At 60.3% G+C, this 24,493-nt stretch carries 23 protein-coding genes and 1 riboswitch; of the genes, 8 read left to right on the top strand and 15 right to left on the bottom strand.

Annotated elements, in window-relative coordinates:
* Nucleotide 1 precedes the first annotated feature (1 nt).
* From ybeY to GSQ93_RS37110, 4 genes are all read right to left on the bottom strand, one after another.
* Nucleotides 2–475 carry an rRNA maturation RNase YbeY gene (gene ybeY / locus GSQ93_RS37125; protein ID WP_158941228.1) on the bottom strand — a complete coding sequence of 158 codons (474 nt, stop codon included), beginning with the start codon at nucleotides 473–475 and terminating at the stop codon, nucleotides 2–4.
* Nucleotides 472–1,581: a PhoH family protein gene (locus GSQ93_RS37120; RefSeq protein ID WP_158941191.1), complete on the bottom strand. Its 1,110-nt coding sequence runs from the start codon at nucleotides 1,579–1,581 to the stop codon at nucleotides 472–474. The genes ybeY and GSQ93_RS37120 overlap by 4 nt, the downstream gene beginning before the upstream one ends.
* A 33-nt stretch (nucleotides 1,582–1,614) precedes the next feature.
* On the bottom strand, nucleotides 1,615–2,976 hold the full coding sequence (gene miaB / locus GSQ93_RS37115; protein ID WP_158941190.1) for a tRNA (N6-isopentenyl adenosine(37)-C2)-methylthiotransferase MiaB: 1,362 nt from the start codon (nucleotides 2,974–2,976) through the stop codon (nucleotides 1,615–1,617).
* Between the two features lie 195 nt (nucleotides 2,977–3,171).
* Nucleotides 3,172–4,143, bottom strand: a complete 972-nt coding sequence (locus GSQ93_RS37110) for a LysR family transcriptional regulator (protein ID WP_158941189.1) — start codon at nucleotides 4,141–4,143, stop codon at nucleotides 3,172–3,174.
* A gap of 149 nt (nucleotides 4,144–4,292) precedes the next feature.
* Here GSQ93_RS37110 and GSQ93_RS37105 point away from each other — a divergent pair, with 149 nt between their 5' ends.
* The 3 genes from GSQ93_RS37105 (at nucleotide 4,293) to GSQ93_RS37095 (ending at nucleotide 6,986) form a co-directional block, all read left to right on the top strand.
* A complete protein-coding gene (locus tag GSQ93_RS37105; RefSeq protein WP_158941188.1) occupies nucleotides 4,293–4,697 on the top strand; it encodes a VOC family protein in 405 nt (134 codons plus the stop codon).
* Between the two features lie 10 nt (nucleotides 4,698–4,707).
* Entirely contained in the window at nucleotides 4,708–5,886 is a 1,179-nt protein-coding gene (locus GSQ93_RS37100) for an MFS transporter (protein ID WP_158941187.1), read from the top strand.
* A gap of 230 nt (nucleotides 5,887–6,116) precedes the next feature.
* Nucleotides 6,117–6,986 (top strand): hypothetical protein, encoded by an 870-nt coding sequence (locus GSQ93_RS37095; protein WP_158941186.1) that lies wholly within the window; start codon nucleotides 6,117–6,119, stop codon nucleotides 6,984–6,986.
* Between the two features lie 295 nt (nucleotides 6,987–7,281).
* Here the strand turns inward: GSQ93_RS37095 and ribB are convergent, their stop codons facing one another.
* The 3 genes from ribB to glpD form a co-directional block, all read right to left on the bottom strand.
* Nucleotides 7,282–8,007 (bottom strand): 3,4-dihydroxy-2-butanone-4-phosphate synthase, encoded by a 726-nt coding sequence (gene ribB, locus GSQ93_RS37090; protein ID WP_158941185.1) that lies wholly within the window; start codon nucleotides 8,005–8,007, stop codon nucleotides 7,282–7,284.
* 163 nt (nucleotides 8,008–8,170) lie between these two features.
* A riboswitch (FMN riboswitch) is annotated at nucleotides 8,171–8,350 on the bottom strand.
* A gap of 100 nt (nucleotides 8,351–8,450) precedes the next feature.
* Nucleotides 8,451–9,221: a helix-turn-helix domain-containing protein gene (locus tag GSQ93_RS37085; protein WP_158941184.1), complete on the bottom strand. Its 771-nt coding sequence runs from the start codon at nucleotides 9,219–9,221 to the stop codon at nucleotides 8,451–8,453.
* Between the two features lie 164 nt (nucleotides 9,222–9,385).
* The gene (gene glpD, locus GSQ93_RS37080) at nucleotides 9,386–10,969 is read right to left on the bottom strand and encodes a glycerol-3-phosphate dehydrogenase (protein ID WP_158941183.1); all 1,584 of its coding nucleotides are present in this window, start codon (nucleotides 10,967–10,969) and stop codon (nucleotides 9,386–9,388) included.
* Between the two features lie 256 nt (nucleotides 10,970–11,225).
* On the opposite strand from glpD, the gene GSQ93_RS37075 reads away from it, so the two are divergent.
* Nucleotides 11,226–11,606, top strand: a complete 381-nt coding sequence (locus GSQ93_RS37075; protein WP_158941182.1) for a hypothetical protein — start codon at nucleotides 11,226–11,228, stop codon at nucleotides 11,604–11,606.
* 95 nt (nucleotides 11,607–11,701) lie between these two features.
* On the opposite strand, the gene GSQ93_RS37070 is transcribed toward GSQ93_RS37075, so the two are convergent.
* Nucleotides 11,702–11,899 carry a hypothetical protein gene (locus GSQ93_RS37070; protein WP_089163086.1) on the bottom strand — a complete coding sequence of 66 codons (198 nt, stop codon included), beginning with the start codon at nucleotides 11,897–11,899 and terminating at the stop codon, nucleotides 11,702–11,704.
* Between the two features lie 330 nt (nucleotides 11,900–12,229).
* Nucleotides 12,230–13,009: a DeoR/GlpR family DNA-binding transcription regulator gene (locus GSQ93_RS37065; protein WP_158941181.1), complete on the bottom strand. Its 780-nt coding sequence runs from the start codon at nucleotides 13,007–13,009 to the stop codon at nucleotides 12,230–12,232.
* A 749-nt stretch (nucleotides 13,010–13,758) separates the two neighbouring features.
* Between GSQ93_RS37065 and GSQ93_RS37060 the strand changes: the two genes are divergently transcribed.
* Nucleotides 13,759–14,586 (top strand): ferritin-like domain-containing protein, encoded by an 828-nt coding sequence (locus tag GSQ93_RS37060; protein ID WP_089163045.1) that lies wholly within the window; start codon nucleotides 13,759–13,761, stop codon nucleotides 14,584–14,586.
* 86 nt (nucleotides 14,587–14,672) lie between these two features.
* On the top strand, nucleotides 14,673–15,197 hold the full coding sequence (locus tag GSQ93_RS37055; RefSeq protein ID WP_158941180.1) for a hypothetical protein: 525 nt from the start codon (nucleotides 14,673–14,675) through the stop codon (nucleotides 15,195–15,197).
* A 230-nt stretch (nucleotides 15,198–15,427) separates the two neighbouring features.
* Here the strand turns inward: GSQ93_RS37055 and GSQ93_RS37050 are convergent, their stop codons facing one another.
* From GSQ93_RS37050 to GSQ93_RS37035, 4 genes are all read right to left on the bottom strand, one after another.
* A complete protein-coding gene (locus tag GSQ93_RS37050; protein ID WP_158941179.1) occupies nucleotides 15,428–16,960 on the bottom strand; it encodes a DEAD/DEAH box helicase in 1,533 nt (510 codons plus the stop codon).
* A 311-nt stretch (nucleotides 16,961–17,271) separates the two neighbouring features.
* Complete coding sequence (locus GSQ93_RS37045; protein ID WP_158941178.1) at nucleotides 17,272–17,892, bottom strand: hemolysin III family protein; 621 nt, start codon at nucleotides 17,890–17,892, stop codon at nucleotides 17,272–17,274.
* A gap of 267 nt (nucleotides 17,893–18,159) precedes the next feature.
* A complete protein-coding gene (locus GSQ93_RS37040) occupies nucleotides 18,160–19,458 on the bottom strand; it encodes a cytochrome c (RefSeq protein ID WP_158941177.1) in 1,299 nt (432 codons plus the stop codon).
* 21 nt (nucleotides 19,459–19,479) lie between these two features.
* The gene (locus GSQ93_RS37035; RefSeq protein WP_158941176.1) at nucleotides 19,480–20,241 is read right to left on the bottom strand and encodes a cytochrome c; all 762 of its coding nucleotides are present in this window, start codon (nucleotides 20,239–20,241) and stop codon (nucleotides 19,480–19,482) included.
* Between the two features lie 455 nt (nucleotides 20,242–20,696).
* Here GSQ93_RS37035 and GSQ93_RS37030 point away from each other — a divergent pair, with 455 nt between their 5' ends.
* A complete protein-coding gene (locus GSQ93_RS37030) occupies nucleotides 20,697–21,632 on the top strand; it encodes a CopD family protein (RefSeq protein WP_158941175.1) in 936 nt (311 codons plus the stop codon).
* Between the two features lie 41 nt (nucleotides 21,633–21,673).
* Here GSQ93_RS37030 and GSQ93_RS37025 read toward each other — a convergent pair whose 3' ends face one another.
* Together GSQ93_RS37025 and dgoD are read right to left on the bottom strand one after the other, a co-directional pair.
* A complete protein-coding gene (locus GSQ93_RS37025) occupies nucleotides 21,674–21,979 on the bottom strand; it encodes a hypothetical protein (protein WP_158941174.1) in 306 nt (101 codons plus the stop codon).
* Nucleotides 21,980–22,279: 300 nt separating this feature from the next.
* Nucleotides 22,280–23,428: a galactonate dehydratase gene (dgoD, locus tag GSQ93_RS37020; RefSeq protein ID WP_031359553.1), complete on the bottom strand. Its 1,149-nt coding sequence runs from the start codon at nucleotides 23,426–23,428 to the stop codon at nucleotides 22,280–22,282.
* A gap of 152 nt (nucleotides 23,429–23,580) precedes the next feature.
* Between dgoD and GSQ93_RS37015 the strand changes: the two genes are divergently transcribed.
* Nucleotides 23,581–24,279, top strand: a complete 699-nt coding sequence (locus tag GSQ93_RS37015; RefSeq protein WP_158941227.1) for a FadR/GntR family transcriptional regulator — start codon at nucleotides 23,581–23,583, stop codon at nucleotides 24,277–24,279.
* Nucleotides 24,280–24,493: the final 214 nt, after the last annotated feature.

Below are 24,493 nucleotides of genomic sequence, written 5' to 3'. Positions count from 1 at the left end.
CTTAGTTGGGCGGCAACGGCAGGTAAGGATCGGTGAAACCGAGCTGTTGCATGATGCCCGTTTCGATCGATTCCATTTCTTCCGCTTCCGCCGAATCTTCATGGTCGTAGCCCTGAGCGTGCAGCGTACCGTGCACGATCAGATGCGCGTAATGCGCGGCGAGCGGCTTGTTCTGCTCGCGCGCCTCGCGTTCCACTACCGGACAGCACAGCACCAGGTCGCCCGTGACCGGATCGTCTTCCGACTCGGCGTAGGCGAACGTCAGCACGTTAGTGGCGTAATCCTTCTGCCGATACGACCGGTTCAGCGTCCGGCCTTCCTCGGTATCGACGAAACGCACGGTCAGTTCCGCGTCCGCGAACAGCGACGCCTTGATCCAGCTAGCGACGGTTGCGCGCGGCAACAGCGCCTTGTGTTCAGGGAACGTTTTGGCGGCGGGAAACTGCAGTGTCAGCGCAAGCTTGGGCATGCTTATTCAGAGCGATATTTTGCGGTGGCCGCCGCGGCCGCCGCGGCGTCGCGCTCCGATTGCGCGTCATACGCTTCCACAATGCGCGCCACCAGCGGATGCCGCACCACGTCCACGCTCGTGAACTTCGTCATCGCGATACCGCGGACATCCGCCAGTATGTGTTGCGCTTCAATCAGCCCGCTTCTGTGCCCGCGCGGCAAATCGACCTGCGTGGTGTCGCCAGTGACAACAGCCTTCGACCCGAAACCAATCCGCGTCAGGAACATCTTCATCTGTTCGGGCGTGGTGTTTTGCGCTTCGTCCAAAATGATGAACGCGTGATTCAGCGTCCGGCCGCGCATGTACGCGAGCGGCGCGATTTCGATCATCTGGCGTTCGAACATTTTCGCGGTTTTATCGAAGCCGAGGAGGTCGTAGAGCGCGTCGTAAAGCGGCCGCAAATACGGATCCACTTTCTGTGCGAGATCGCCCGGCAGGAAACCCAGACGCTCGCCGGCTTCCACCGCAGGACGCGTCAGCACAATGCGCTTCACCTGATCGCGTTCGAGCGAATCTACCGCGCACGCCACTGCCAGATACGTCTTGCCCGTACCCGCCGGGCCGATGCCAAACGTCACATCGTGCGCAATGATCTGCTTCAGGTATTCACGCTGCATGGGCGTGCGGCCGCGCAGATCGGCGCGTCGCGTGTACAGCTTAGGACCTGGATCTTCCTCGTCGCCCAGATCGATGGTCGCGCTGGGTTCATCGAACGGATGATCGGGGTCGCCACGGAAACGTGGATCGACGGGATCGGAATTCAGATTATTCGACGGCTTGTTGGCATTCAACCCGCGCCGCGCCGCGTTGCGCGCTTCGACCAGCGCAAGCTGGATATCGTCCACCGACAACGTGTCCTTCGCGCGATTGTAGAAATTCTCGAGCGCCGCTAGCGCAACCTTCGCGCCGCGCCCGCGGATGGTGATCTTGTGTCCGCGACGCGTCAGCGTCACGTCGAGCGCCTGCTCGATCTGCCGCAAGTTTTCGTCGAGCGGGCCACAGAGGTTGGCGAGCCGCGCGTTGTCCTCGCGCGGTGCGGTGAATTCCATATGCTGCTGAGCGGTCTTCAAGGCGAGAGTCGGGTTCCTGTCGAAGCTGCGGTTTTAGTGAGTTGTCGCGGGCGTCATGATCAATTCGCCGCGCAACGAATGCGGATACGCCACGTTGATTTCCACATCGACCATCTGGCCAATCAGCCGTTTGTGCGAAGAAATGGGTGCCGGAAAATTCACCACGCGATTATTCTCCGTGCGTCCGGCGAGTTCGCTCGGGTCCTTGCGCGATGGGCCTTCCACCAGAATGCGTTGCACCGATCCCAGCATGGAGTTGCTGATCTTCGCTACATTTGCCTCGATGGTCGCCTGCAAATGTTGCAAACGCTTGAGCTTCACTTCGCGCGGGGTATCGTCGTGCAGGTTTGCAGCGGGCGTGCCAGGACGCGGGCTGTAGATGAATGAGAAGCTGGTGTCGTAACTCATTTCGTCGATGAGCTTCATCATCTTCTGGAAGTCATCTTCCGTCTCGCCCGGGAAGCCGACGATCATGTCCGTGGACAACGATAAATCCGGACGAATCGCGCGCAATTTGCGGATCACGGACTTGTATTCGAGCACGGTATAACCGCGTTTCATGGCCATCAGAATGCGGTCGGAACCGTGCTGCACCGGCAAGTGCAAGTGGCTCACGAGTTTCGGTACTTTCGCGTACGTATCAATCAGCCGCTGCGTGAATTCCTTCGGATGCGACGTGGTGTAGCGAATCCGCTCGATGCCCGGAATTTCCGCCACGTATTCGATCAACGTAGCGAAATCCGCAATGTCCGTGGAATGCTGTGTCACCGGTCCACGATACGCATTCACGTTCTGACCGAGCATGGTGACTTCGCGCACGCCTTGGTCGGCGAGGCCCGCGATTTCGGTCAACACGTCGTCCAGCGGCCGCGATACCTCTTCGCCGCGCGTATAGGGCACCACGCAATAGCTGCAGTACTTGCTGCACCCTTCCATGATCGATACAAACGCGCTCGGGCCATCAACGCGCGCCGGCGGCAGATGATCAAATTTTTCGATTTCCGGAAACGAGATATCGACTTGCGCGCGGCCACTGGAACGCCGTTTCGCAATCATTTCCGGCAGACGATGCAGCGTCTGCGGGCCGAACACCAGGTCCACGTACGGCGCGCGGGACACAATCGCCGCGCCTTCCTGGCTCGCCACGCAACCGCCTACGCCAATGATCAGGTTCGGATTTGCTTCCTTCAATTCGCGGACGCGGCCGAGATCGGAGAAAACCTTTTCCTGCGCTTTTTCGCGCACTGAACACGTGTTGAAGAGAATGACGTCCGCGTCTTCCGGCGTAAACGTTTGGGTGAGGCCATTGGCTGCTCCGAGGACGTCGACCATTTTGTCGGAGTCGTACTCGTTCATCTGGCAGCCAAAGGTCTTTACATACACTTTCTTGGTCATGAATTTCGCCGGTCGCAGTGATTAGTCTGGGGGCGCGGTATTTAATGCGTTGAAGGGACTGACGTGTTTCGTTTCGTCGGCGTTTGCGCTCGTTTTTGGGGCCGCTTTTAGCGCTGCTTTAGCCCTATTTCGCCTGAAATGGCCGAAATTCGGACGCCGCGCAGCTCGACGATTGACTCGACGGTTAGCTCGATATTATAGCGTCCGCTCGACGTCGTAACCCGGCTTGCCGGGCGGATAGGCCAAGTCGCCCAGCAATTCCGCGGTCGCGCGGGCGAAGCGTTCGATCAGGAAATCCAACAGCACGCGCACCCGCGGCGCCATGTACCGGTTGCCGTGGAACACGGCGTGAACGGCCGCTTCGTTCGAACACCAGTCTGCCAGCAAAATCTTCAGCGCGCCGGAGCGGACATCGGCGGCAATATCCCAGATCGATTTGTGCGCAATGCCCTGGCCCGACAGCGCCCACGCACGGGACAACGCGCCGTCGTTGGTTTCCCAGGCGTTATCAAGCGGCACGGTGTGGGTGAAACGCTCGTCGCCACGGACGAAATCGAACTGATTGAACGTAGCCGTGGACGTCACCAGCACCGTGAATGTGTGCGTAGCGAGATCGGCGGGCGTTTTCGGATCGCCGTGCCGCGCCAGGTATTCCGGCGATGCGCACAGCACACGCCGGTTCGGCGCCATCCTCCGCGCGACCAGATTGCCCTCCGACGGCCGGTTAAAACGGATCGCCAGATCAATATCTTCCAGCAGCAGATTCGACACTGAATCCGACAGCGTCAGCGAAAAGCTCACGTCCGGATACAGGCGGCTGAATTCATCGAGCCAATGGCACAGCAGGTTGCGGCCGAAATCCGATGTGGCCGAAATCCGCACCTTGCCACGCACGAGATTCAGGCCGGCGTGCAGCGCGGCTTCGCCGTCGTCGATAGCCTGCAGCGCGATCTGGCAATGCTGCAAATAAAGCCGGCCTTCGTCGGTGAGCCTGAGCTGGCGGGTGGTGCGCTCGAACAGCCGTGCCGTGAGGGATTTCTCCAGCTTGAGCAGCCGGGCGCTGGCAGCCGCCGGCGATAAACCCAGCTTGCGGCCCGCCGCAGACAAGCTGCCGAGCGCTGCCGCTTCGGTGAACAAGCGCATGTCGCCGAGTCGATCCATCGTCATTCTCAATTTACTTTTGATAATGCTTCAAATGCTACGCCAATTATCAAAACGTTTCTCCGCGCGCAGAATTTGGTGCATTGCAGCGTATGAGGTCGAAGATCGATCATGCAGCCCGAATTTTCCAGACGCGCCCTGACGCGTATTCCCCGATGAAACTCGATCACGTCACGATCGTCGCGCCCGATTGCGAGCCGATCCGCCATTTTCTCGTCGATATAGCCGGCATGAAAGTCGGCCCACGGTCGCCGTTCGGCGTAAGCGGGTACTGGCTTTATCTCGATGACGCACCCGCCGTGCATCTGATCGAGCACGGTTCGGTGCTGGCTTCGCCGCCCGGTGGGCTGGCGGCTACGCGTATCGATCATCTCGCGTTGCGCGTGCAAGACGCAGCCGAATGGCAGGCGTTGCTCGCACGCCTTCACGAACACGCAATCCCGTTTTCCGCAGCCGATGTTCCGCTCTCCCGCGAGCAGCAAGTGTTCGTGCAGCTCGCGCCGGGCGTGGTCATCGAGTTCGTGACGTCAAATTCCGCTTTCTCCGCATTCTCAAACTAAGGGGATTTCCATGCCTATTCCACTTCTGGCGCTCGCGATCAGCGCGTTTGCCATCGGGACGACCGAGTTCGTCATCATGGGGCTGCTGCCTGATGTGGCCCGGGATCTGGCTGTATCGATTCCATCGGCGGGCTTTCTCGTCACGGGATACGCGCTGGGCGTGGCCGTGGGCGCGCCGCTCCTCGCCGTGCTGACCGCAAAATTGCCGCGCAAACTCTCGCTGCAGTTGCTGATGGGCGTGTTTATCGTCGGCAATGTGCTGTGCGCCGTGGCACCGGGTTATTCGATGCTCATGGTGGCCCGCGTGGTGACATCGTTCGCGCACGGCTCGTTTTTCGGCATTGGCGCAGTGGTCGCGGCGTCGCTGGTTCCCGCTGAAAAGCGCGCTAGCGCAATTGCGTTGATGTTTACCGGACTCACGCTCGCGAACGTCTTGGGCGTGCCGTTCGGGACGTTTATCGGCCAGGAATTCGGCTGGCGCGCGACATTCTGGGTCGTGGCGGCGCTCGGCGTGTTGTCGTTGATCGGCGTGGCCGCGCTCGTGCCCAACAAGCACGATTCGGGACCGTCGAACTTCGGCCACGAATTGCGTGTGCTGAAGGAACCGCAAGTCTGGCTCGCCCTGGCCATGACCGTGCTCGGCTTCGGCGGCGTGTTCGTGGTCTTCACCTACATCGCACCGATTCTCGAACAGGTCAGCGGATTTTCGCCACACGGCGTGACGTTGGTGCTCGTGCTGTTCGGAGTTGGATTGACGATTGGCAACACGATCGGCGGCAAGCTGGCCGATCGGGCGCTGATGCCTTCGCTGATGGGCATTCTCGTCGCGCTCGCCATCATCATGGCGGTGTTCGCGAAGACCAGCCACAACCAGACGCTGGCGGCCGTCACGATCTTTATCTGGGGTATCGCCGCGTTCGCCACCGTTCCGCCGCTGCAAACACGCGTTGTCGAGAAGGCGAAACACGCGCCGAATCTGGCGTCGACGCTGAATATCGGCGCGTTTAATTTGGGTAACGCCGGTGGTGCGTGGCTTGGCGGCGTGGTGCTGCAGCAAGGGCATCCGCTGGATTCGCTTCCGTGGGTCGCGGCGGTTGTGGCTGTGGTCGCGCTTGGCGTGACTTGGTACGCGGGCCGGCTGGATCGCGGCGGGCAGGGAGCGAGTGCGGGGGCAGTGGATGCGGTTTGAGTTCGTGGGGTGAGCGGGATGGGGGAATGCGCACGCCGATCTATCGTGCGGCGTGGTGCGGTATGCGCGTCGATCTAGCGCGTCGATCCGGCGTCCCGCAAAGGAAGACCCGCACGCCGATCTCGCCAACCTCCTCGCCGGATATTGACCCGGCGTCCTCAACCGACTAGCGTGTCGTGCGAGCCGCATCCGCGGCTTATCGCTTGATCACGCTTTTCGACTGAGGTTTTATGGAAGACATCACGCTGCGCCAATGCCTGAAGGGCGCATGGCGCGACGCCGCCTCCGCCGTACGACACATGCCGATCGTATTTCTAGTGGCGTTCGTAGCGGTGCTCGCGACGGGAACCGCCGGCTACAAGGCGCAATTCCCCGGGCTCGAGGCGTCGGGCAGCACGCTGACTGCGATGACCAGCAGCAGCGCCGGTCATGCCGCCGGGTTCACTCAGGGGCTGATTTCTCTTGGCGTCACGTTTATACAGACATTGATACTCGCGGTGCTGGCCGTGTTTGTGGTCCGCTTTGCGATGAAACTGAGCGCTGAGCCCGTCGGGGCTTCCGCCACGTCCGTGCCCGTGCCCCCGGCGACACGCCTCTGGGACGCCGGTATCCGACGCTATTTCCTGCTCTGCATCGCGCTGATTGCCGGTTACGTGGGCGCGATGCTCGCGGTGGCGATCGTCTGGATCGGGTTGCGGCTGGCGGGATTGTCCAGCGGCACCTCGATGGCGGCTACTGCCACGCTTGCTGTGCTGGCCGTGTGCGGCGTGAGTTATGTGTCGGCAAGGCTGTCCTTGCTGTTTCCGCACACTGCCGCCGGTGGCCGGATTCAATGGCGCGCCGCCTGGGAAGATACGCGTGGGCACTTCTGGTTTATCACGACGGCCGCCGTGCTCGCGATTTTGCCTATCGTGGGAATTGCGACGGTGTTGACGGTGATCGCGGAAATGCTGGCGACGACAGGGTCCGCCGGCAGCCTGACCATGGGATTGCTGGTCGTGCAAAGCGTGGGCACGCTGCTTTATACGGCGACGGGGGCAACCTGCTCGGTCTGGCTGTACAGGAAGTTCGCGGCGATTTTGGCGACTGAGGCTAAGTGAATTTGTGTTGGCGAGGGCTGTTTCATTGGCCGCTGCGCTTGTTTGCGGTTTGCTGTTCGTGGTTCGGGGTTCAGGCGAGGTCGAGCGTAGCCGTCATGTCCCCTTCGACGTTTGCATTAGAACGGTTTTGACATGCGTCGATCGACGCGGCGGCGGGTTGAATTGCTTTGTCGCCGGATGCAGCCGTTCCCAGCTTTCCCACGATACCCAAACGAAAAACGCGGCCCTTCAACTCAGGGCCGAGTTTTTCTTTGCTCTCGATATTCCGTTGAACGGAAACGGAACCTTCCCGTCGTTAAACCGTTTCTTCGGCCAGTTCGCGCGCGGCGGCGAGCGCCATGCGGAAATCGGCGAGTTCGGCGATGGTCAGCACCGGAATGTTGCGCTCCTTCACGAACGCATCGATCTGCGCACCACGCGCCATCGTGCCATCCGGGTTCATCAGTTCGCACAGCACGCCGGCCGGCTTCAATCCGGCCAGGATCGCCAAGTCGACGGTTCCTTCGGTATGACCGCGCCGCGTCAGCACGCCGCCCGGCTGCGCGCGTAGCGGGAACACGTGGCCAGGACTCACGATATCGCCAGCCTTGGCGTTATCGGCGATTGCGGCGCGGATCGTGGTCAGCCGGTCCACTGCGGATACACCCGTCGTCACGCCCTCGCGTGCTTCGATAGAAACCGTAAATGCGGTGCCGTATTTGCTGCCGTTGTCGGCGACCATGGGCGGCAAGTGGAGCGCGCGAACGGTCTCGTCAGGAAGGCACAGGCACACGATGCCGCTGCACTCGCGGATCATCAGCGCCATGCCTTCGACGTCTAGCTTTTCAGCGGCGTAAATGAGGTCGGCTTCGTTCTCGCGATCGTCGTCGTCGAGCAGGGCGACCGCACGGCCTTCGCGCAACGCTTGCAGGGCAGCGGCAATTCGATGAGGAATAGCAACGGGCGCGTCGCCTGCGCGAAGTTGCGCAAGATCAGCAAAGGCGGTGGCCGGGGAGGTGGAGGTGAAAACTGATTCGGACATGGATGAAACGCTCTCGCAAAAGAAATGGGGCGAAAAACGTTTCAGGGCATTGCAAACAGACAGAACGACACGCGTTTTCAGCGCCGTCAACTCGACAGCACCCGTTCGACGCGGACGCAAACAAATGCGCCGCGGCAAACACGCGAAACGGACATGGCCGTCTGCACATCTTCTTCCATCCGGACTATGACCGTCGGCTCTGGCATCTCACCAGATCTGCTGACCCCGTTGCGTAGCTGGCAATGATTTGCAAGCTGCGTTCACAGGCGCTCGCGGGCTCACGAGAAGCTTTCGCCGCTCGCATACCGCCGGTGGGGAATTGCACCCCGCCCTGAAGACGTACTGACTTGTCGCTAAACACTTAACAACGCGACTAATTTCAGGATACAACAGACTTGGTGATGTTGCAGTACTGCCTGCCTGCAGCTTCTACGGAAGTGCGTCTAGCTGGCATCGTCGATACGACGTGAATCGGCCGGAACATGCCAGCGCGGCGGCGTTTCCGCGTTCACCGTCACTTGGTACGCACGCGCTTCCGTGTTGCCGGGATTGCGCAGCGTGTGGGGTTGATCGGCGTCGAACACAATGGCGTCGCCCGTGGCCAGCAACTGCGCCCGGTCATGCACGCGGATTTCCAGCGTGCCGTCGCTTACAACCAGGTTGATCGTGGTGCCGGGCGGACGCGGAGTGCCTGATTCGGCGTGCAGCGGGGCGATCCGCAGTTCATGGAATTCCGCCGATGCCGGCGCACTCAGCGGAAACAGCGGCCGTGCCGAAAAGCGTCCGTTCGATGTCACGAGGCGCGTCGCCTGCTCGGCCGGCAAATATTCGATGCCATTGGTCGCGTGGCGTCGAAGGAACGCCGCCACCGATACCTTCAGCGCGCTTGCAATCTTGTGCAGCACCTTGATGGACGGCACGCTGCGCCCGGATTCGATCTGCGCCAACATGGCTCGGGACACGCCGGACGCGCGAGCGAGGGCATCGAGCGAAAGTTGGCGTTCGGCGCGCAGCCGCGCCAAATTCACGCCAACGAGATATTCGAGCGCGTCGCTCGCTTCCTGTGCGTCGGTCTGCTGCGCGTCATGCGCATGATGACCGTTAGCCGGAACCTTGGCCGACGCCGCCTGTGTTGCCTCGGCGAGTTCGGCCGGCGCGCGCGCATCGAACGACTCGCGCACGAGTTCCAGCGATGAATAAGCCGGTGCAACCATGATGAGCCTCCAGTCGTTCTGTCGTCCTGTCGATTAAACCCGCTCAACGAAACAGCGCGGGAACGAGTGAAGGCAAGACTAGCATTGGCTTCAGTGGCGTCAAACGAAGATATCGTCACACCGTTATCAGGTGCCGCAGGGTAGCTATTCGCGGCAAAGCCCGGTTAAAAGACGGTGCGAGCGGTCGTGGGTGATGTGGATGACGCCACCTGCGCCTGCGCTTCCGGCTTGCTCGATGCGAACCACCCGTCAATGCGACGAATCACGTCATCTAGCGAACCGGGCTCCAGGTGCAAGCCGAGTTTCGAGCGGCGCCAGAGCACGTCGTCCGCACAGGTCGCCCATTCGTTGTCGCGCATATAGCGGAGTTCGGCTTCGTAGAGGCCTGGAGTGAGGGCCTCGCCGAGATCGGCCAAGGAGCTTGCATTGCCCAGAAGCTTCTGGGCGCGCGTACCGTAAGCCCGTGCGTATCGATGCGCGAGTTCGTCGGGTAGCCAGCGATTACGCTGCTTGAACGCGCTGAGGAACAGCGCGAAGTCGGCATTGGCAATGTCCCCGCCCGGCAACGGCGCGCCTTCGGTCCACGTTTTACTCCGGGCCGGCGATTGCAGTGCTTCGCCGAGTTTGTCGACGGCTTCTTCAGCCAGCTTGCGAAACGTCGTGATCTTGCCGCCAAACACCGACAACAACGGCGCTTCGTTCGCGGGCGTGTCGAGTTCGAGCAGGTAATCGCGCGTGACTGCCGATGCGTTCTCCGCCTTTTCGTCCTCGAGCAGCCCGCGCACGCCGGCATAGGTCCAGCAAACGTCTGCCGGGCTGATGTGCTTCTTGAAGTAGCGGTTGATGGAGTCGCAGAGGTACGTGGTTTCTTCCGGGCTGATGGCCACTTTGGAGGCGTCGCCGTGATACTCGAGGTCCGTCGTCCCGATCAGCGTGTAGTCGTGCTCGTACGGAATCGCGAAGATGATGCGTTTGTCCGGATTCTGGAAAATGTACGCGTGGTCGTGCTCGAAGAGGCGCCGGGTGACGATGTGGCTTCCCTTGACCAGCCGCACGGTGTGGCGCGTGTGCGTGTTGCTGTTGAGCGAGTCCTTGAGCAGGTCGCTGACCCAAGGGCCGGCAGCATTCGCGATGGCGCGCGCCCGAACGTCAAAGGTCGCGCCGTGGTTGTCGGCAAGCGTGGCGTGCCAAACGCCTTCGCCGCGCCGCGCACTGACCAGACGCGTGCGGGTCTTGATGACCGCGCCGTGTTCCTGCGCGTCGACCGCGTTGAGCGCGACGAGCCGTGCGTCGTCCACCCAGCCGTCGGAATAGACAAAACCGCGCTTGATTGAGTCGATCAGCGGTGCACCTGCCGGGTGCCGGCGCATGTCAATGCCGCGGGAGCCGGGCAGCAATTCGCGCCGAGCGAGGTGATCGTAGAGGAAGAGGCCGGCGCGGATCATCCAGGCGGGGCGCAAATTGGGCATGTGCGGCATCACGAAACGCAGCGGCCACATGATATGCGGCGCCGCGCGCAGCAGCACTTCACGCTCCTGAAGCGCCTTGCGCACGAGCCGATATTCACCGTATTCGAGATAACGAAGCCCGCCGTGAATAAGCTTCGTACTCGACGACGACGTGTGCGAAGCAAGGTCGTCCTTTTCGCACAGCATGACGGTGAGGCCACGGCCCGCCGCGTCCCGCGCTATGCCCGTGCCGTTGACCCCGCCGCCCACCACGAGCACATCGTAAAGATTGCCTTGCATCGCTTGTCCGCCCCATGGCCCCCAACGGAAAACTCCGTCGGAACATAATAATGTTCGAATTCGAAATTTAACGAACAAAAACGAAAATGTAAAGTCGTCTGAATGGCTAACGCTCTGCTGTTACGGCGTTTTGCCGGAAAAAGTGCAGGTCGCGGTCGTATTTCGGATCATTTGGAGTCATAGACCGTCCGGCCGAGTGGCGCGACGTTGACCACCGACGGATACTGTAGCCACTGAAGATGAAGGAGAGAATGCAATGCGAAAGATGCTGGTGGCCGGTGCGCTGAGCGCGCTGATGCTGGGCGGATGTTTGTCAGCGCCTGATGTGGCAGGGTCCGGCAGAGCGCCGTCCTTGGCCGCGCTTCAGTCCATGTGCGGTGGGAGCGCTGTCGATTACGGCACGGACGCGCAAGGCGTGTATTCGGCGTTTCTCGATGCTTATGTGGCGCAAAAGCGCGGCAAGTTGCCGAAGGAGCAGTTTTGCGGGTTCCAGGCGGGGATCGCGAGTCAATATGCGGCGTTCAGTGCTAATCGCACGGCGGCGGCGCAAAACGCGTGGGCAATGTTCTTCGCAGATCAACGGGCGCAAGCGCTTAGCTGGCGCGCAGCCGTCGACCCGACGTTGCGCGCTGGCTAATCAGTTGGCTGATTGATTCGCGAATCGGTTCGCTCGCAGCCTGATTCACTCGCTGGCGAGCGCTGGCTTACCGAAAAGCGGCAGGTCGGCGAAATTTACGAATATCGTTTGATTGCTTTCATCGTGGAGTCGCCGGAAGCCGTCAGGCTCCACAACTGGCGCCCAGACGCGAGATTTTCCAACTGGACAAGCTGGCGCTCGAGCAGGGCGTCGAGTTCGTCGCGCACCATGTCCATCTGATGGGGAGCGTCTTGCAACAGGAGCAGCGTGGCAAATTCATGCGGACTGAGCATCGTGTTCTCCATGACAATCGAACGGCACTTTGACCGGTCGGCGACCGGCATTCGTGCTTAGGAACGTTGTGCGAGGCTGGAACTTCGATCCGGCAGACGCATGATGCATAGCGTGGTGGGCGGCGCCGAAAAGCGGCGCTTCGTTGCCGGGATTTGATTGTATGCAAGTGCCAGACGAGTGCCAAACGCTTGCGCAAAATATTGGGTTTGACTTTTTAGGGGCGCGAAAGCGGTTCAGCAGACAAGCGGAATCGTAGAAATTACTTGAGGTTCCTGCCGCGGTGCACACAGGCAGGGTGCACTTGTGGCGCAGGGTTTTTGGGTCGGCTGCTACTCCGCCACGAACACCTGCGTGTTTGCATCGGCGAGCGTTTGAACCATGTCGGGCGGAGCGGGGGCATCGGTGAAGAGCGCGTCGATCTGGCTCAGGTGACCGAGCCGGACGAGCGCCGGGCGGCCGAATTTCGAATGATCGGCGGCGAGAAAGACCGTGCGCGCGTGTTTGATGATTGCTTCGGCTACGCGGACTTCGCGTGTATCGAAATCACGCAGCGTGCCGTCGGATTCAATGCTCGACGCCCCAATGATGGCGAAGTCGACCTTGAACTGGCGGATGAAGTCGATGGCCAGCTCGCCCACAATGCCTTTATCCCAGGGTCGAACAATGCCGCCGGTGATCAGCACCTCGCATTCGGGGTAGCCGCTCATCATGCTCGCCACGTTGAGGTTGTTCGTGATCACGTGCAAGCCGCGATGCCGGTTCAGCGCCCGGGCAACTTCCTCGGTCGTGGTGCCCAGGTTGATGAAGAGCGACGCCTGATCCGGAATGTGCTGAGCGACCAGCGCGGCTATGCGACGCTTTTCGTCGTGGAACATGCGCTGGCGCGCCGTGTATGAGACGTTCTCCGAACTGGTCGGGAGGCTCGCACCACCGTGATAGCGGCGCAGCAGGTTCATGTCGGAGAGCCAGTTGACGTCGCGGCGGATGGTTTGCGGCGTGACGTCGAAATGCGTGGCCAGGTCCTCTACCGTCACGAAGCCATCGCGTTGCACCCAGTCGAGCAGCTCTTGCTGTCGTGCGTTCAAGGTGATGCGGGGATCTCGTGTCATGGCGTCGAAGAGTGCGCTTTATTGTCTTGAGGTGGCCCGTATTGTAAGGGAAAGGCCCAGCAGGCCCGCAATGCTCGATCACCCGCCTTGCCTTTGGATATCGCTGTCTTATATCCGAGATGCACGCGCGCTAACGAGCGCCTTGTCAGGGCAGTTTGTGACTCGGAAAGGCACATCGAGAGCGACAAGTTCGTTACGACGCATTACGCCGCGTGGCGACCGCGAACAGGTCGTGATGAAGGCGCTCCGCGTGATCCACCCATGTGTACATATCCGCATGTCTCGATGTCCGCACCGGCCGTACGGGTTGCATGCTTCGCGTTCTGCGCAGCAACTCGTGAGGATGGCAAAATTGATAGTGTTGAGTCTGAGTGCGGCTTAGCGGCCGGGACCTTATCGCGTGGTATGCGGATTCAAAATGAAAATCGCTCGGCGAAAGGGTCAATGCTGAATCGTCTTTCAATGGCTTGCCGAAATCTCTCTGTAAGCGGGCGGGAATCAAGTCTGACATGCGTTATCGCAACGCGAACCGGCGCGGTACGATTTATGCTGATTTGTCCGGCATCCGGAACTGACATGTGGTTCTGACGGTCTGTCTTCGGGTCTGCAGCTTCGTTGCAACCCGGCTAAGATGCAGGCTCTAAGTCTTTAACCACATGAGGACGCCGCGACTTGTTCACGGCGTCGCCTGATTTTCGGCCGGTTTGGCTGACGGCGCGTTCAGTACAGCTTTTGGGAGCGCGATTTTTATGCACACTGACAGTACCCATGTGATGCCCTGGCGGATCGAAGATATCGATCTGGCCCGGATCGACCGGCGTAAAGCGGCATCGAATGAACACCTTCTCTTGTTGCTGTGCGCGGCTTCGTTCATTGAGAGCGGGACCGATCTTTATACAAGCAACTTGAGCACTTATTTCAACGACGACCCCGAAGTTTCCGACTGGCTCAACAATGAGTGGGAACCGGAAGAAATGCAGCATGGCCGCGCGTTGAAAACGTATATCCATCATGTGTGGCCAGAGTTCGACTGGGACACGGCATTCAAGAATTTCTTCGCCGAATACTCGCTGACGTGTTCAGTCGAGGACTTCGAGAAAACGCGTGCGCTTGAAATGGTTGCGCGTTGCGTTGTTGAGACCGGGACGGCCACGCTGTATCGGGCAATCAACGAGTGCTCGGATGAACCGGTCCTCAAGCAACTCACCGACAACATCCGCACAGACGAAGTCCGGCATTACAAGCACTTCTTCCGCTTCTTCAAGAAGTACAACAAGATCGAGGGCAACGGCCGCTTCGCCGTTCTTGGCGCATTGCTGCGTCGTGTAATGGAAATCAAGAATGAGGATTCCGAGATCGCGCTGCGCCACGTGTTTGCGATTCGATACCCGGAGCGCGCCAATGACACCGCGCACAACAGGGAGTTGGCGGCGCGGGTGAATGCGCTGGTCCGGCGCAATTTGTCGGCGGACATGTGCGTGAAAATGCTGCTCAAGCCACTCGATCTGCCAGCCCGAATTCAGCCTAGCGTGCACTATCCGCTCGCGAAGATCACGCAGCACGTATTCTTCCGATAGGTCAGCCGGCGTTTGCACTGAACGGTTCGCTACGCTTTAATCGATGGCCCGCTTTCGCGGGCCATCGTCTTTTCACGGAGATCCGCATGACCGATTCCACTGCGTCCGGTACGGCCGGTTCCCACGGTATCGAGCACGGCACGTTTGACGAATGGCCCGCAGAATTGCGGACCTTGTTCGACGGCACGTCGATCGAGACGAAAACGGGCTTCACGGCGTCGTTGCTTGCAGCCGATGAAGGCCGTGTGCGGACGTCATTGTTGAGCGTCGGCGAGTTGTTCGCGCCGGATCCGGGGACGTTGTGTTTTTCGTTGTGGCCGCAGTCGCGGGCGGCGCGGTTGGTGTCGAAAACGGGTAACGCCACGCTGACCTTCGTCTTCGATGAAGCCTTCTTCCAGGTGCAGCTTCAGGCGCGAATTGCGCCGTTGGCGGGTTCACCGATCACGTGTTTTATCGCGACGATAGAAAGCGGGGAATGGCAGAAAGTCCCTTATGCGCGGCTTGTGCAGGGCATTGGATTCGAGTTTGCGGCGGGGCAGGGAGACGCGGTGCTGGCGCGCTGGCGAGAACAGGTTGATGTCCTGAAGCGTGCAGCGAGCGCCGCAGCCTGAAATAAAAAGCGGAGCCGAGGCTCCGCTTTTTATCGGGTGCAAGCTGCGGCGGTTACGCTGCGGAGAGAGAAGGTTTGCAACTGACCTTTCGCCAGCATAGCGAGGCTTGACGCAGCGAGGCTTGAACTTGAGGCAGCGAGCTTGCGCTCGCACACCTTCCGGTCCGAAGCGGTCGTTACACGCGTAAGAAGGCGCAGGCGAGCATCCCACCCGCACCCTCATCACGCCATTTAACGCCCGCGTTGTCCCGTCCGGGGCGTATCGCGCCGACCTGCACCGCCGCCGCCTTCACTGCGCGGCTTGCCGCCGAGCAGCGCAGCGCCAGCTGGCCGTGAGCCTTCTGGTTTGCGCGGCGCGGCGCCATTGGCACCGGTTTTCGCGGCAACGGGTTTCGGCGAGCGCGAACCGTAGCCACCACCACCGTTGCCACCATTACCACCACCGCCATTACCATTCCCGTTACCGTTTCCAGCCGGCTTCGCCGACGGCCGCCCGCCGCCGTTCGATTGCTTCGGCGCACCCTGACGCGGCGCGCCTTGACCTTGGCGCGGCGCACCTTGACCTTGCCTTGCACCGCCGCCACCTTGGCCGCGTCGGAGAATCGGTTCCGGCTTCTGTGTCAGATCCGGTTCAAACCCGGCGATAACTTCCTGCGGAATCGGCCGCTTGATCAAACGCTCGATATCCTTCAGCAACTGATGTTCATCGACGCAAACCAGCGACAGCGCCTCACCCGTCGCCCCTGCACGCCCGGTACGGCCGATCCGGTGAACATAATCCTCCGGCACGTTCGGCAAATCGAAGTTGACCACGTGCGGCAACTGGTCGATATCGATACCGCGCGCCGCAATATCCGTCGCCACCAGAACCTGCAGCGTGTTGTCCTTGAACTCGGCCAAGGCACGCGTGCGAGCCGACTGGCTCTTGTTGCCGTGAATGGCCAGCGCGCTGATGCCGTCCTTCGTCAACTGCTCGGCGAGCCGATTCGCGCCATGCTTCGTACGCGTGAAGACCAGCACCTGGAACCAGTTGTTCTTCTGGATCAAATGCGTGAGCAACTCGCGTTTCTTGTCGCGATCCACCGGGTGAATCTTCTGCGCGATAGCTTCAACCGTCGAATTCCGACGCGCCACTTCAATCAGCGCCGGGCGGTCAAGCAGGCTGTCCGCAAGCGTCTTGATTTCTTCCGAGAAGGTGGCCGAGAACAGCAGGTTCTGGCGCTTCGGCGGCAACTTGGCGAGCACGCGCTTGATGTCGTGGATGAAGCCCATGTCGAGCATCCGGTCGGCTTCATCGAGCACGAGAATTTCGAGCTTCGACAAATCGATGGTCCGCTGCTGCATGTGATCGAGCAACCGGCCCGGCGTTGCCACGACAATATCCACGCCGCGTCGCAGCGCATCGATTTGCGGATTGATGCCCACGCCGCCGAACATCACGGTCGATTTCAGTTTCAAATACTTACCGTAGCCGCGCACGCTTTCTTCCACCTGGGCGGCGAGTTCGCGCGTAGGGGTGAGGATCAGCGCGCGGACCGGACGCTTCGCACCGGCCAACGGCGCGGGCGCTTCGGACAAACGTTGCAGGATAGGCAGCGTGAAACCTGCCGTCTTGCCCGTGCCGGTTTGCGCGCCTGCGAGCAGGTCACCGCCGTTCAGAACAGCCGGAATGGCCTGCAACTGGATGGGGGTAGGGATGGTGTAGCCGAGTTCGTTGACAGCGCGAAGCAAGGGTTCGGACAAGCCGAGGGAATCAAAAGACATAAGTGTTCACAGATTCGGTATGACGACCGGCGTTATCGCTTAAAGCCCCAAAAGGCTTTGCAGCCCCAAAAAAAGGCGGCTCGCACAACAAGGTGCGTGCGTACGACGATCGAGGAAATCGGGCGGCATGACGTTCGGGGCGCTTGCTCAAAGTAAAAGCTACGAGCGCCGGGAAAGTTGCCGCGAAGATCAACGCGCTATCAAGACACGCTGACTGGCGTTAAGTTGCATTTGAAACGCCGTAAAACGCTTCGCGTCAGGCATTAGGTGCCGATTAAGGCAATCTCACGCAACGTACTCGGGCAAAGTGCTCAAGCAACGTAACGTGCAATGCTGACGAATTGACACAAGCTGCCGCCCAACACGAACAGGTGCCAGATGCCATGTCCATGCCGGATGCGCTCGTCGTTGATGAAAAAGTAAATGCCGGCGCTGTAGATCAAACCGCCGGCCAGCAGCCACGCCGTGCCGGCGGGCGGTAGAGCCGAAACGAGAGGACGGATGGCTACGAGCGCGAGCCAGCCCATCATCACGTAAATCACCATCGATACGCTGCGGGTTCGACGCCCGAGCGTGAGTTCCTGAACGATGCCAAGAGCAGCGAGCCCCCAGCTTACGCCGAATAACGACCAGCCCCACGGGCCGCGCAGCGTAACAAGCGTGAACGGTGTGTAGCTTCCAGCGATCAGCAAGTAAATGGCCGAATGATCGCATTTTTGCAATACCGCCTTGGCCCGCGGGCTGCGGACCCAGTGGTACAGCGTGGAAATTGTGTAGAGCACAAGCAACATCGCGCCGTACACGGCAAAGCTGACGATCTTGTACGGGTCGCGTTCCATCGCGGCCATGGTGACGAGCGTTGCGAGTCCTGCCACCGACAGCACCGTGCCGACGAGATGGGTAACGCTGTTGAACCGTTCACCAAAATGCATCGACCATCCTCATCGCGTGATTGCGATCCTGTCTGCAACGCCGCGCTTTTCTGCTTTAAGAAGTGTTGAGACCGGAGCAAAACCCGCGTAATCCGGCAAACCGACCTGAGCATTTTACCGCCCCCCGAGGTCCGTCCAGCCTGCCTGTCCGCGCTCCGGCTTATTCGCGCTCAAAAAAGAAGAAGGGCGCAGCCCCGGTTTCGAGGCCTGCGCCCTGCTTGCGCCTTTCAGCGTATTTTACGCTACCTGCGGAAAACCCTTCTTCAATCAGTCCAGCGGAGCCGAACGCAGGTTGCTGACTTGTTGCGGCGACACCGGCGTACCGTGGTTGCCCCACGACATACGAATGTACGTCACCACTGCAGCCACTTCCGTATCCGACAGCGATTGAGCGAACGGCGGCATGCCATACGGATGCGGGTTGCCGTCCGTGCTCGGCGGATAACCGCCGTTGAGCACCATGCGGATCGGGTTCACGGCCGATTGCATCTGGATGGACTGGTTCGTGGCAAGCGGCGGGTAGGCCGGCGGTTTGCCGAGACCGTTTTCCGCGTGACACTTCGCGCAGTTTTCCGTGTAGATCTTCTTGCCCTGTTGCAGCAATTCCGAACCAAATTGCGCCGATGTTTCGAACTGCATCGTTTCCGGCGCTTCACCCTTTTGCGGGATCGACTTCAGGAACGTCGACATGGCGTTGATGTCCGCGTCCGACAAGTACTGCAAGCTGTTGTGGACCACTTCGGCCATCGGGCCAAACACGGCGCCGCGCTGCGATACACCGGTCTTCAGCAAGTCGTTGATGTCCTTGATGTCCCAGTCGCCGAGGCCGGCTTCCTTGTTCGACGTCAACGAAGGCGCATACCAGTTCTGCAACGGGATCAACCCGCCGCCGAATGCTGCCGAGCTGACCGGGCCGCCCATTGCGTTGATCGATGTATGGCACATGCTGCAATGGCCAAGCCCTTCGATCAGGTAAGCGCCGCGGTTCCACTCAACCGACTTGGTGGGATCCGGCTTGAATTCGCCTTCGCTGAAGAAGAGCACGCGCCAGCCAATCAGCATGTTGCGCTGGTTGAACGGGAAGCGCAGTTCGTGCGGACGGCTGGGTACGTTGACCGGGGGCACCGAGCGCATGTATGCAAACATGGCGTCCGAGTCGGCGCGTGTGACCTTGGTATAAGCCGTGAACGGCATGGCCGGATACAGCAGGCTGCCATCTTTCGAGCGGCCGAGATGGATCGACCGGTAAAAGTCTTCCGACGTCCACTTGCCAATACCGTACTGGTCGTCCGGCGTGATGTTCGGCGTGTACAGCGTGCCGAACGGCGTGAGCATGGGCAGGCCGCCAGCAAACGTCTTGCCGCCGCGAACCGTGTGGCAGGCAATACAGTCGCCGGCACGCGCCAGATATTCACCGCGTTTGATCAACTCGGTCTGGTCGGCGGGCACGGCGGCAACGGCGCCGCCCGAATGGAAGGTGTCGCCACCTGACCAGAGAGCGGCAGCAGCGGCGGCGGCAGTAATGACAACAACAGCCGAAAGTGCGAACAGGGACTTGCGTTTCATATTCTTCTCGCTCCTCGCGCCTTATTGCGGTTCGCTGCCGCAGGCGAGCGGCGTTTTGCGCGAGCCTGCAGGCGCGGGTACCGGATTAGCCGGTGCGGTTTGCGTGGAGAGCCATGCGGCGACAGAAGTCACGTCGTCGTCGGTCAGGCGGGTGGCGATCTGTTGCATGCAGTCAGGTGCGATTGCGTGACGCGAGCCCGCACGCCAGGCGCCAAGTTGCGCGCTGATGTAGTCGGCGTGCAACCCTACGAGGCCCGGAATAGCCGGTTGCATACCCGTCAGGTTGGCGCCGTGGCACGCGGCGCAGGCGGGAATGCCACGGCCAACGTCGCCGTTCAGCACGAGTTGTTGTCCTTTCGCCACCGTTGACGCCGACACAGTCAGCTTGGCCGGCTGCGGATACGGCGGACGTTGTTGCGAGAAATACGTAGCGATCTGATGAAGGTAGTCGTCCGAGAGATACGTGACGAGGTAATTCATTGGCGGATACTTCCGGCGGCCTTCGCGGAAGTTCTGCAACTGGTTGTACAAGTAGTCAGCCGGCTTGCCAGCAAGACGCGGGAAATAGTCGTTGTCCGTGCCTTCGCCGTGGACGCCGTGACATGCCGTACAACCCTGAACACGCGCTGCCATGGTGTCCGGCGCCATTGGCTGGGCGGCGGCTTGAGCGGGCGCCGGGGCTTCTGCTGCGCCGGCAATGCTGGCACTGGCGATCAGCGCCAGAGCCATTAGCGGGGCGAGCAACGGACGAAATATGCGTCTTGAAGACACGCGACACTCCATGAATTTCGAGGACCTGCCGAGCTTCGTTCGGCCCGGTGCGAATATGTGGTGAACCATTGCCACATTGGCTCTGCGAGCCGGTGATGCGACGCGGCATTCTATCATCGATGCCTGATGATGACTATTTGAGCATCGCCCTGTTGCGCCGCACTTTCAACGTGTACGCGACAATTTGCCGCGCGACGGATCGACAGGGCTTTTTGAACATGCGTAACAGTTAACAGTCGAGGGGATTCGACAAAGTATCGACGAGTTTTGTGGGGTTTGGTGGTGGTTTTGCGTTGCTCGAGTGCCCTTGGGCGCTAATGCATTCCGTGTGCCCGTTCCGCTAGACTCGCGTTCCTGGCCCATGCGATTTGTTTTGTTTCTTTTTTGTTTCTTCATCGACCCTTCATCGAACCTTCAATGCATTCCTTGTTTGCTTTCAGCCTGAATTTCCTCGTTGAGTCGCGGTTATGAGTGACGATCCGCTGTGGTTCGCTCAAGTCCTCATTGCCGCAATTGCTGACATCGCGTTTGCCTGCACGCTCGGCGGGGCGTTCCTGAGCGTGTGGTTATCGAAGGAAAACGCGGCCGCGCCTATTTCTCCCGCGCGACTCGGTTGGGTAAGGGCGCGCCGGCTGAGCACGGGCGGCGCGGTCGTGCTCGCGGTGGCGGATCTTGTGCTGGTGTGGATGCAGGCGGCGTCGATGAGCGGTGCGCCTCTTTTTCAGGCCTTCGATGCCGTCGTCACCGTTGTGACCGGCACGCACGCCGGCACGGGCTGGGCGATCGCGTTCGCCGGCAGCGTGCTGCTGATATTGGCTACGGTCTTGGGTAATCCGAAGGGCGGACCGCGAGTCGGATTGTTCGCGATCGGTGCACTCGTGGCGGCGGCGGGCAAGGCGTCGATAGGACATGCCGCCGATGCCGGCGCGTTTTCGCTCGCCGAAGGTGTGCAGACGGTTCATCTGCTGGCAACGGCCGTGTGGGGCGGGTTGGTGATCGCGAGCGCGTGGCGGGTGTTGCCGGCGTTGGGGACGTCGCTGGCGCGGGCGTCCCTGATTCGTATTTCCGGGAAGGTTTCCACGGCTGCGGTGCTTGCCGTATCGCTGGTGATTCTCACCGGGATATATAACGCGTGGCGCGGGCTGGGTGGATCGGTGGAAGCGCTCGAAACGAGCGGATGGGGCCACGCGCTGGTCGTGAAGGGCGTACTGATTGCGACCGCGTTGCTGCTCGGCGCGATGAACCGATGGTCCGTCATGCCGCGATTACAGCGCACTGCATCGACAGTCGATGCGCACACGTTCACCGGCGTGATGCGGATGGAGGCGTTGCTGATTGTGGGGGTATTTGTCGCGGCCGCCGTGCTGTCGCACAGCGTGCCGGGTTTTTCTGCGATGGGCTGAATCGAAATAAGTTAAAGCGACTACCGATTGATGCCGTTAATTTACTCGTAGCCCAGCTTATGACTCACGATGGGGGCGCAGAATAGTGCCAGCGCGCAGCCGATCGCTTTGCCTTCGAGCTCGATGAACGCGCGATGCGACATGGGCGACGACAACAACACATCAAGCAGTTGCGGCAAGCAAAACAGGACGGCCGCGCCGATAAAGCAGCGCGTCACCGTCGACATGCGCCAGCCGTGCTGGGCGCCCATGACGGCACCGATCACCCGCAGCACGCCGAACAGCACCAAAGCGCCCACAGCCATCTGGGTGCGGACAAATTCATCTGGAAGGATGTAGTTATACATGCTGGACTCTCTAGCTTGGTCGTCGCGCTCTTCCCGGGCGCTGGGTCGAAACAAACACACGTACGCCAGATAATGCAAGAGGCGGGCCAGGCGTCATCACCTTCGGCAAAACCTTGCGGCGCATAGGTTTCGTGCGCCGTAAGCAAGCCATGTCCAGTGCTGTAACCCGTTGGCTGAAACCATACCGCCAGCATGTTACGTAACGCCATTGAGACGAAATTATCGTATCAATGGCGCTATTCTACGATGCCCGCTAATTTTGCATAGTGCGGTGCAGCGCAATTCTCTGTAACTCTTGTATCACCACTCTGCAACGCTGCCATCGGCGTGACGCCACACCGGATTGCGCCAGCGATGCCCGACCTTCGCCATCTCGCGCACCTTCTCCTCGTTCACCTCGATACCCAAGCCCGGCCCTTGCGGAATCATCACCATGCCGTCTTCGTATTTGAAGACTTCGGGGTTCTTGATGTAATCGAGCAGGTCGTTGCCCTTGTTGTAGTGAATCCCGAGGCTTTGCTCCTGGATGAAGGCGTTGTAGCTGACCGCATCGATTTGCAGGCAGGTCGCCAGCGCAATGGGCCCAAGCGGGCAATGCAGGGCGAGGGCGACGTCGTAGGCTTCGGCCATCGATGCAATTTTGCGGCACTCCGTAATCCCGCCCGCGTGCGACGCGTCCGGCTGGATGATGTCGACGTAACCGCCCGCCAGGATGTGCTTGAAGTCCCAGCGGGAGTACAGACGCTCGCCGAGCGCGATTGGCGTGCTCGTCTGGTTCACGATGTCGCGTAACGCTTCAACGTTCTCCGACAGCACCGGTTCTTCGATAAACAGCAGCTTGAACGGATCGAGTTCCTTCGCGAGCACCTTCGCCATCGGCTTGTGCACGCGGCCGTGGAAGTCCACGCCGATGCCGATATTCGGTCCGACCGCCTCACGCACCGCCGCCACGTTGTTGATGACGGCTTGAACTTTGTCGAAGGTATCGATGATCTGAAGTTCTTCCGAACCGTTCATCTTCACGGCCTTGAAACCGCGGTCCACGACGGCGCGCGCGTTGTTCGCGACATCGCTCGGACGGTCGCCGCCGATCCACGAATACACCTTGATCCGGTCGCGGACCTGGCCGCCGAGCAGCGCGTGAATGGGCACGCCATGATGCTTTCCCTTGATGTCCCACAGCGCCTGGTCGACGCCCGCAATCGCGCTCATGCCGATCGGACCGCCGCGATAAAACCCCGCGCGATACATGACCTGCCAGTGATCCTCGATCAGCAGCGGATCCTTGCCGATCAGATAGTCCGACAGCTCATCGACTGCCGCCGCAACCGTGTGCGCGCGGCCTTCCACCACCGGTTCGCCCCAGCCGACGATGCCTTCATCGGTCGTGATCTTCAGGAAACACCAGCGCGGCGGAACGATAAAAGTCTCAAGTTTGGTGATTTTCATGCTGGCGTCTCCTGATTTTTCCGGTGGGTGAGGAACGAGGGTTTCTATGCTATCAAAAATCCGTTTGATGTGTATATTAATAGTACTATTCGACGAAAACCCTTGTCGGAAAAGGGTCCGTATAATCGCGTGGTTTTGATTGCTTAGCGACAATCTTAGGAAAGGGGAAGGGTATCCAGCAAGATCTGCACGGACGCGTGGCGTACGACCTTGGCACCGAGATTTTGCGCGGCGATTTTCCGCCGGCTTCTACGCTGCCGCGCGAAGCCGAACTGATGGAGCGTTTTGGCGTCAGCCGGACCGTGTTGCGGGAGGCGCTGCGAACGCTGACATCGAAGGGGCTGATTGAATCGCGGCCGAAGATTGGGACGCGCGTGCGGCCTCGGCAGGCTTGGAATCTTCTCGATGCGGATGTTTTGGAATGGTATTCGCGAGTCGCCAGGCCGTTGCAGTTCGCGATAAAGCTGCAGGAAATGCGCGAGATGATCGAGCCTTACGCGGCTGCGTTGGCTGCCGCGAATCATGACGATGACGCGTTAGCACGTTTAAACCAAGCACATCAAACGATGCTGGACGCGCGCAATGTCGATGAATGGGTGCGTGCCGATTTGCGGTTTCATCTGAGCGTGTTGAATGCGTGCAGCAATGAATTGCTGGTGCCGCTCGGAACGTTGATCGAGCGCACGCTTGAGGCGCAGTTGCGGCTGAATGCGCGGCGGGCGGAGGTTTTCAACGCATCGATGGCGGAACATACGGCCGTTTTCGATGCCATCGTCGCGCGGAATTCGGCGGCGGCGCGTGACGCGATGGGCGGTTTGCTCGGCGTGACGCGAGCGCGGATTGAGGGGTAAAGCCGGTATTCTCAAACGCATCTGCACCCAGCGACGATTCGTAGAGAATTCACCTTACGCACCCAATCCGACGCCCGTATCCTCGGCATAACGTGGAGGCGACCTTCAGACCAGGCGAGCGCATTAAAGGCTTTTGGCCACTCGGCGATAATTTCAGATTCGCGATAAAGTTGCAGGCCCGGGCGCCGTTTTGTTGATATTGATCAGGTAGAAG

The organism is Burkholderia sp. S171, from assembly GCF_009766085.1.
Lineage (GTDB): Bacteria > Pseudomonadota > Gammaproteobacteria > Burkholderiales > Burkholderiaceae > Caballeronia.
The sequence above is the reverse complement of the archived record's forward strand: the minus strand, read 5'-3'. Positions and strand labels throughout refer to the sequence as shown.

What these genes read in the sequence shown, in the direction of transcription:
- GSQ93_RS37110 (WP_158941189.1), bottom strand. Translation starts at nt 4,143, where the DNA reads ATGACGATGGATCGACTCGGCGACATGCGCTTGTTCACCGAAGCGGCA.
- GSQ93_RS37095 (WP_158941186.1), top strand. Translation starts at nt 6,117, where the DNA reads ATGGAAGACATCACGCTGCGCCAATGCCTGAAGGGCGCATGGCGCGAC.
- GSQ93_RS37055 (WP_158941180.1), top strand. Translation starts at nt 14,673, where the DNA reads ATGACCGATTCCACTGCGTCCGGTACGGCCGGTTCCCACGGTATCGAG.
- GSQ93_RS37040 (WP_158941177.1), bottom strand. Translation starts at nt 19,458, where the DNA reads ATGAAACGCAAGTCCCTGTTCGCACTTTCGGCTGTTGTTGTCATTACT.
- GSQ93_RS37065 (WP_158941181.1), bottom strand. Translation starts at nt 13,009, where the DNA reads ATGACACGAGATCCCCGCATCACCTTGAACGCACGACAGCAAGAGCTG.
- GSQ93_RS37070 (WP_089163086.1), bottom strand. Translation starts at nt 11,899, where the DNA reads ATGCTCAGTCCGCATGAATTTGCCACGCTGCTCCTGTTGCAAGACGCT.
- GSQ93_RS37045 (WP_158941178.1), bottom strand. Translation starts at nt 17,892, where the DNA reads ATGCATTTTGGTGAACGGTTCAACAGCGTTACCCATCTCGTCGGCACG.
- GSQ93_RS37105 (WP_158941188.1), top strand. Translation starts at nt 4,293, where the DNA reads ATGAAACTCGATCACGTCACGATCGTCGCGCCCGATTGCGAGCCGATC.
- GSQ93_RS37100 (WP_158941187.1), top strand. Translation starts at nt 4,708, where the DNA reads ATGCCTATTCCACTTCTGGCGCTCGCGATCAGCGCGTTTGCCATCGGG.
- GSQ93_RS37085 (WP_158941184.1), bottom strand. Translation starts at nt 9,221, where the DNA reads ATGGTTGCACCGGCTTATTCATCGCTGGAACTCGTGCGCGAGTCGTTC.
- GSQ93_RS37050 (WP_158941179.1), bottom strand. Translation starts at nt 16,960, where the DNA reads ATGTCTTTTGATTCCCTCGGCTTGTCCGAACCCTTGCTTCGCGCTGTC.
- GSQ93_RS37060 (WP_089163045.1), top strand. Translation starts at nt 13,759, where the DNA reads ATGCACACTGACAGTACCCATGTGATGCCCTGGCGGATCGAAGATATC.
- ribB (WP_158941185.1), bottom strand. Translation starts at nt 8,007, where the DNA reads ATGTCCGAATCAGTTTTCACCTCCACCTCCCCGGCCACCGCCTTTGCT.
- dgoD (WP_031359553.1), bottom strand. Translation starts at nt 23,428, where the DNA reads ATGAAAATCACCAAACTTGAGACTTTTATCGTTCCGCCGCGCTGGTGT.
- miaB (WP_158941190.1), bottom strand. Translation starts at nt 2,976, where the DNA reads ATGACCAAGAAAGTGTATGTAAAGACCTTTGGCTGCCAGATGAACGAG.
- GSQ93_RS37075 (WP_158941182.1), top strand. Translation starts at nt 11,226, where the DNA reads ATGCGAAAGATGCTGGTGGCCGGTGCGCTGAGCGCGCTGATGCTGGGC.
- glpD (WP_158941183.1), bottom strand. Translation starts at nt 10,969, where the DNA reads ATGCAAGGCAATCTTTACGATGTGCTCGTGGTGGGCGGCGGGGTCAAC.
- GSQ93_RS37035 (WP_158941176.1), bottom strand. Translation starts at nt 20,241, where the DNA reads ATGGAGTGTCGCGTGTCTTCAAGACGCATATTTCGTCCGTTGCTCGCC.
- GSQ93_RS37030 (WP_158941175.1), top strand. Translation starts at nt 20,697, where the DNA reads ATGAGTGACGATCCGCTGTGGTTCGCTCAAGTCCTCATTGCCGCAATT.
- GSQ93_RS37025 (WP_158941174.1), bottom strand. Translation starts at nt 21,979, where the DNA reads ATGTATAACTACATCCTTCCAGATGAATTTGTCCGCACCCAGATGGCT.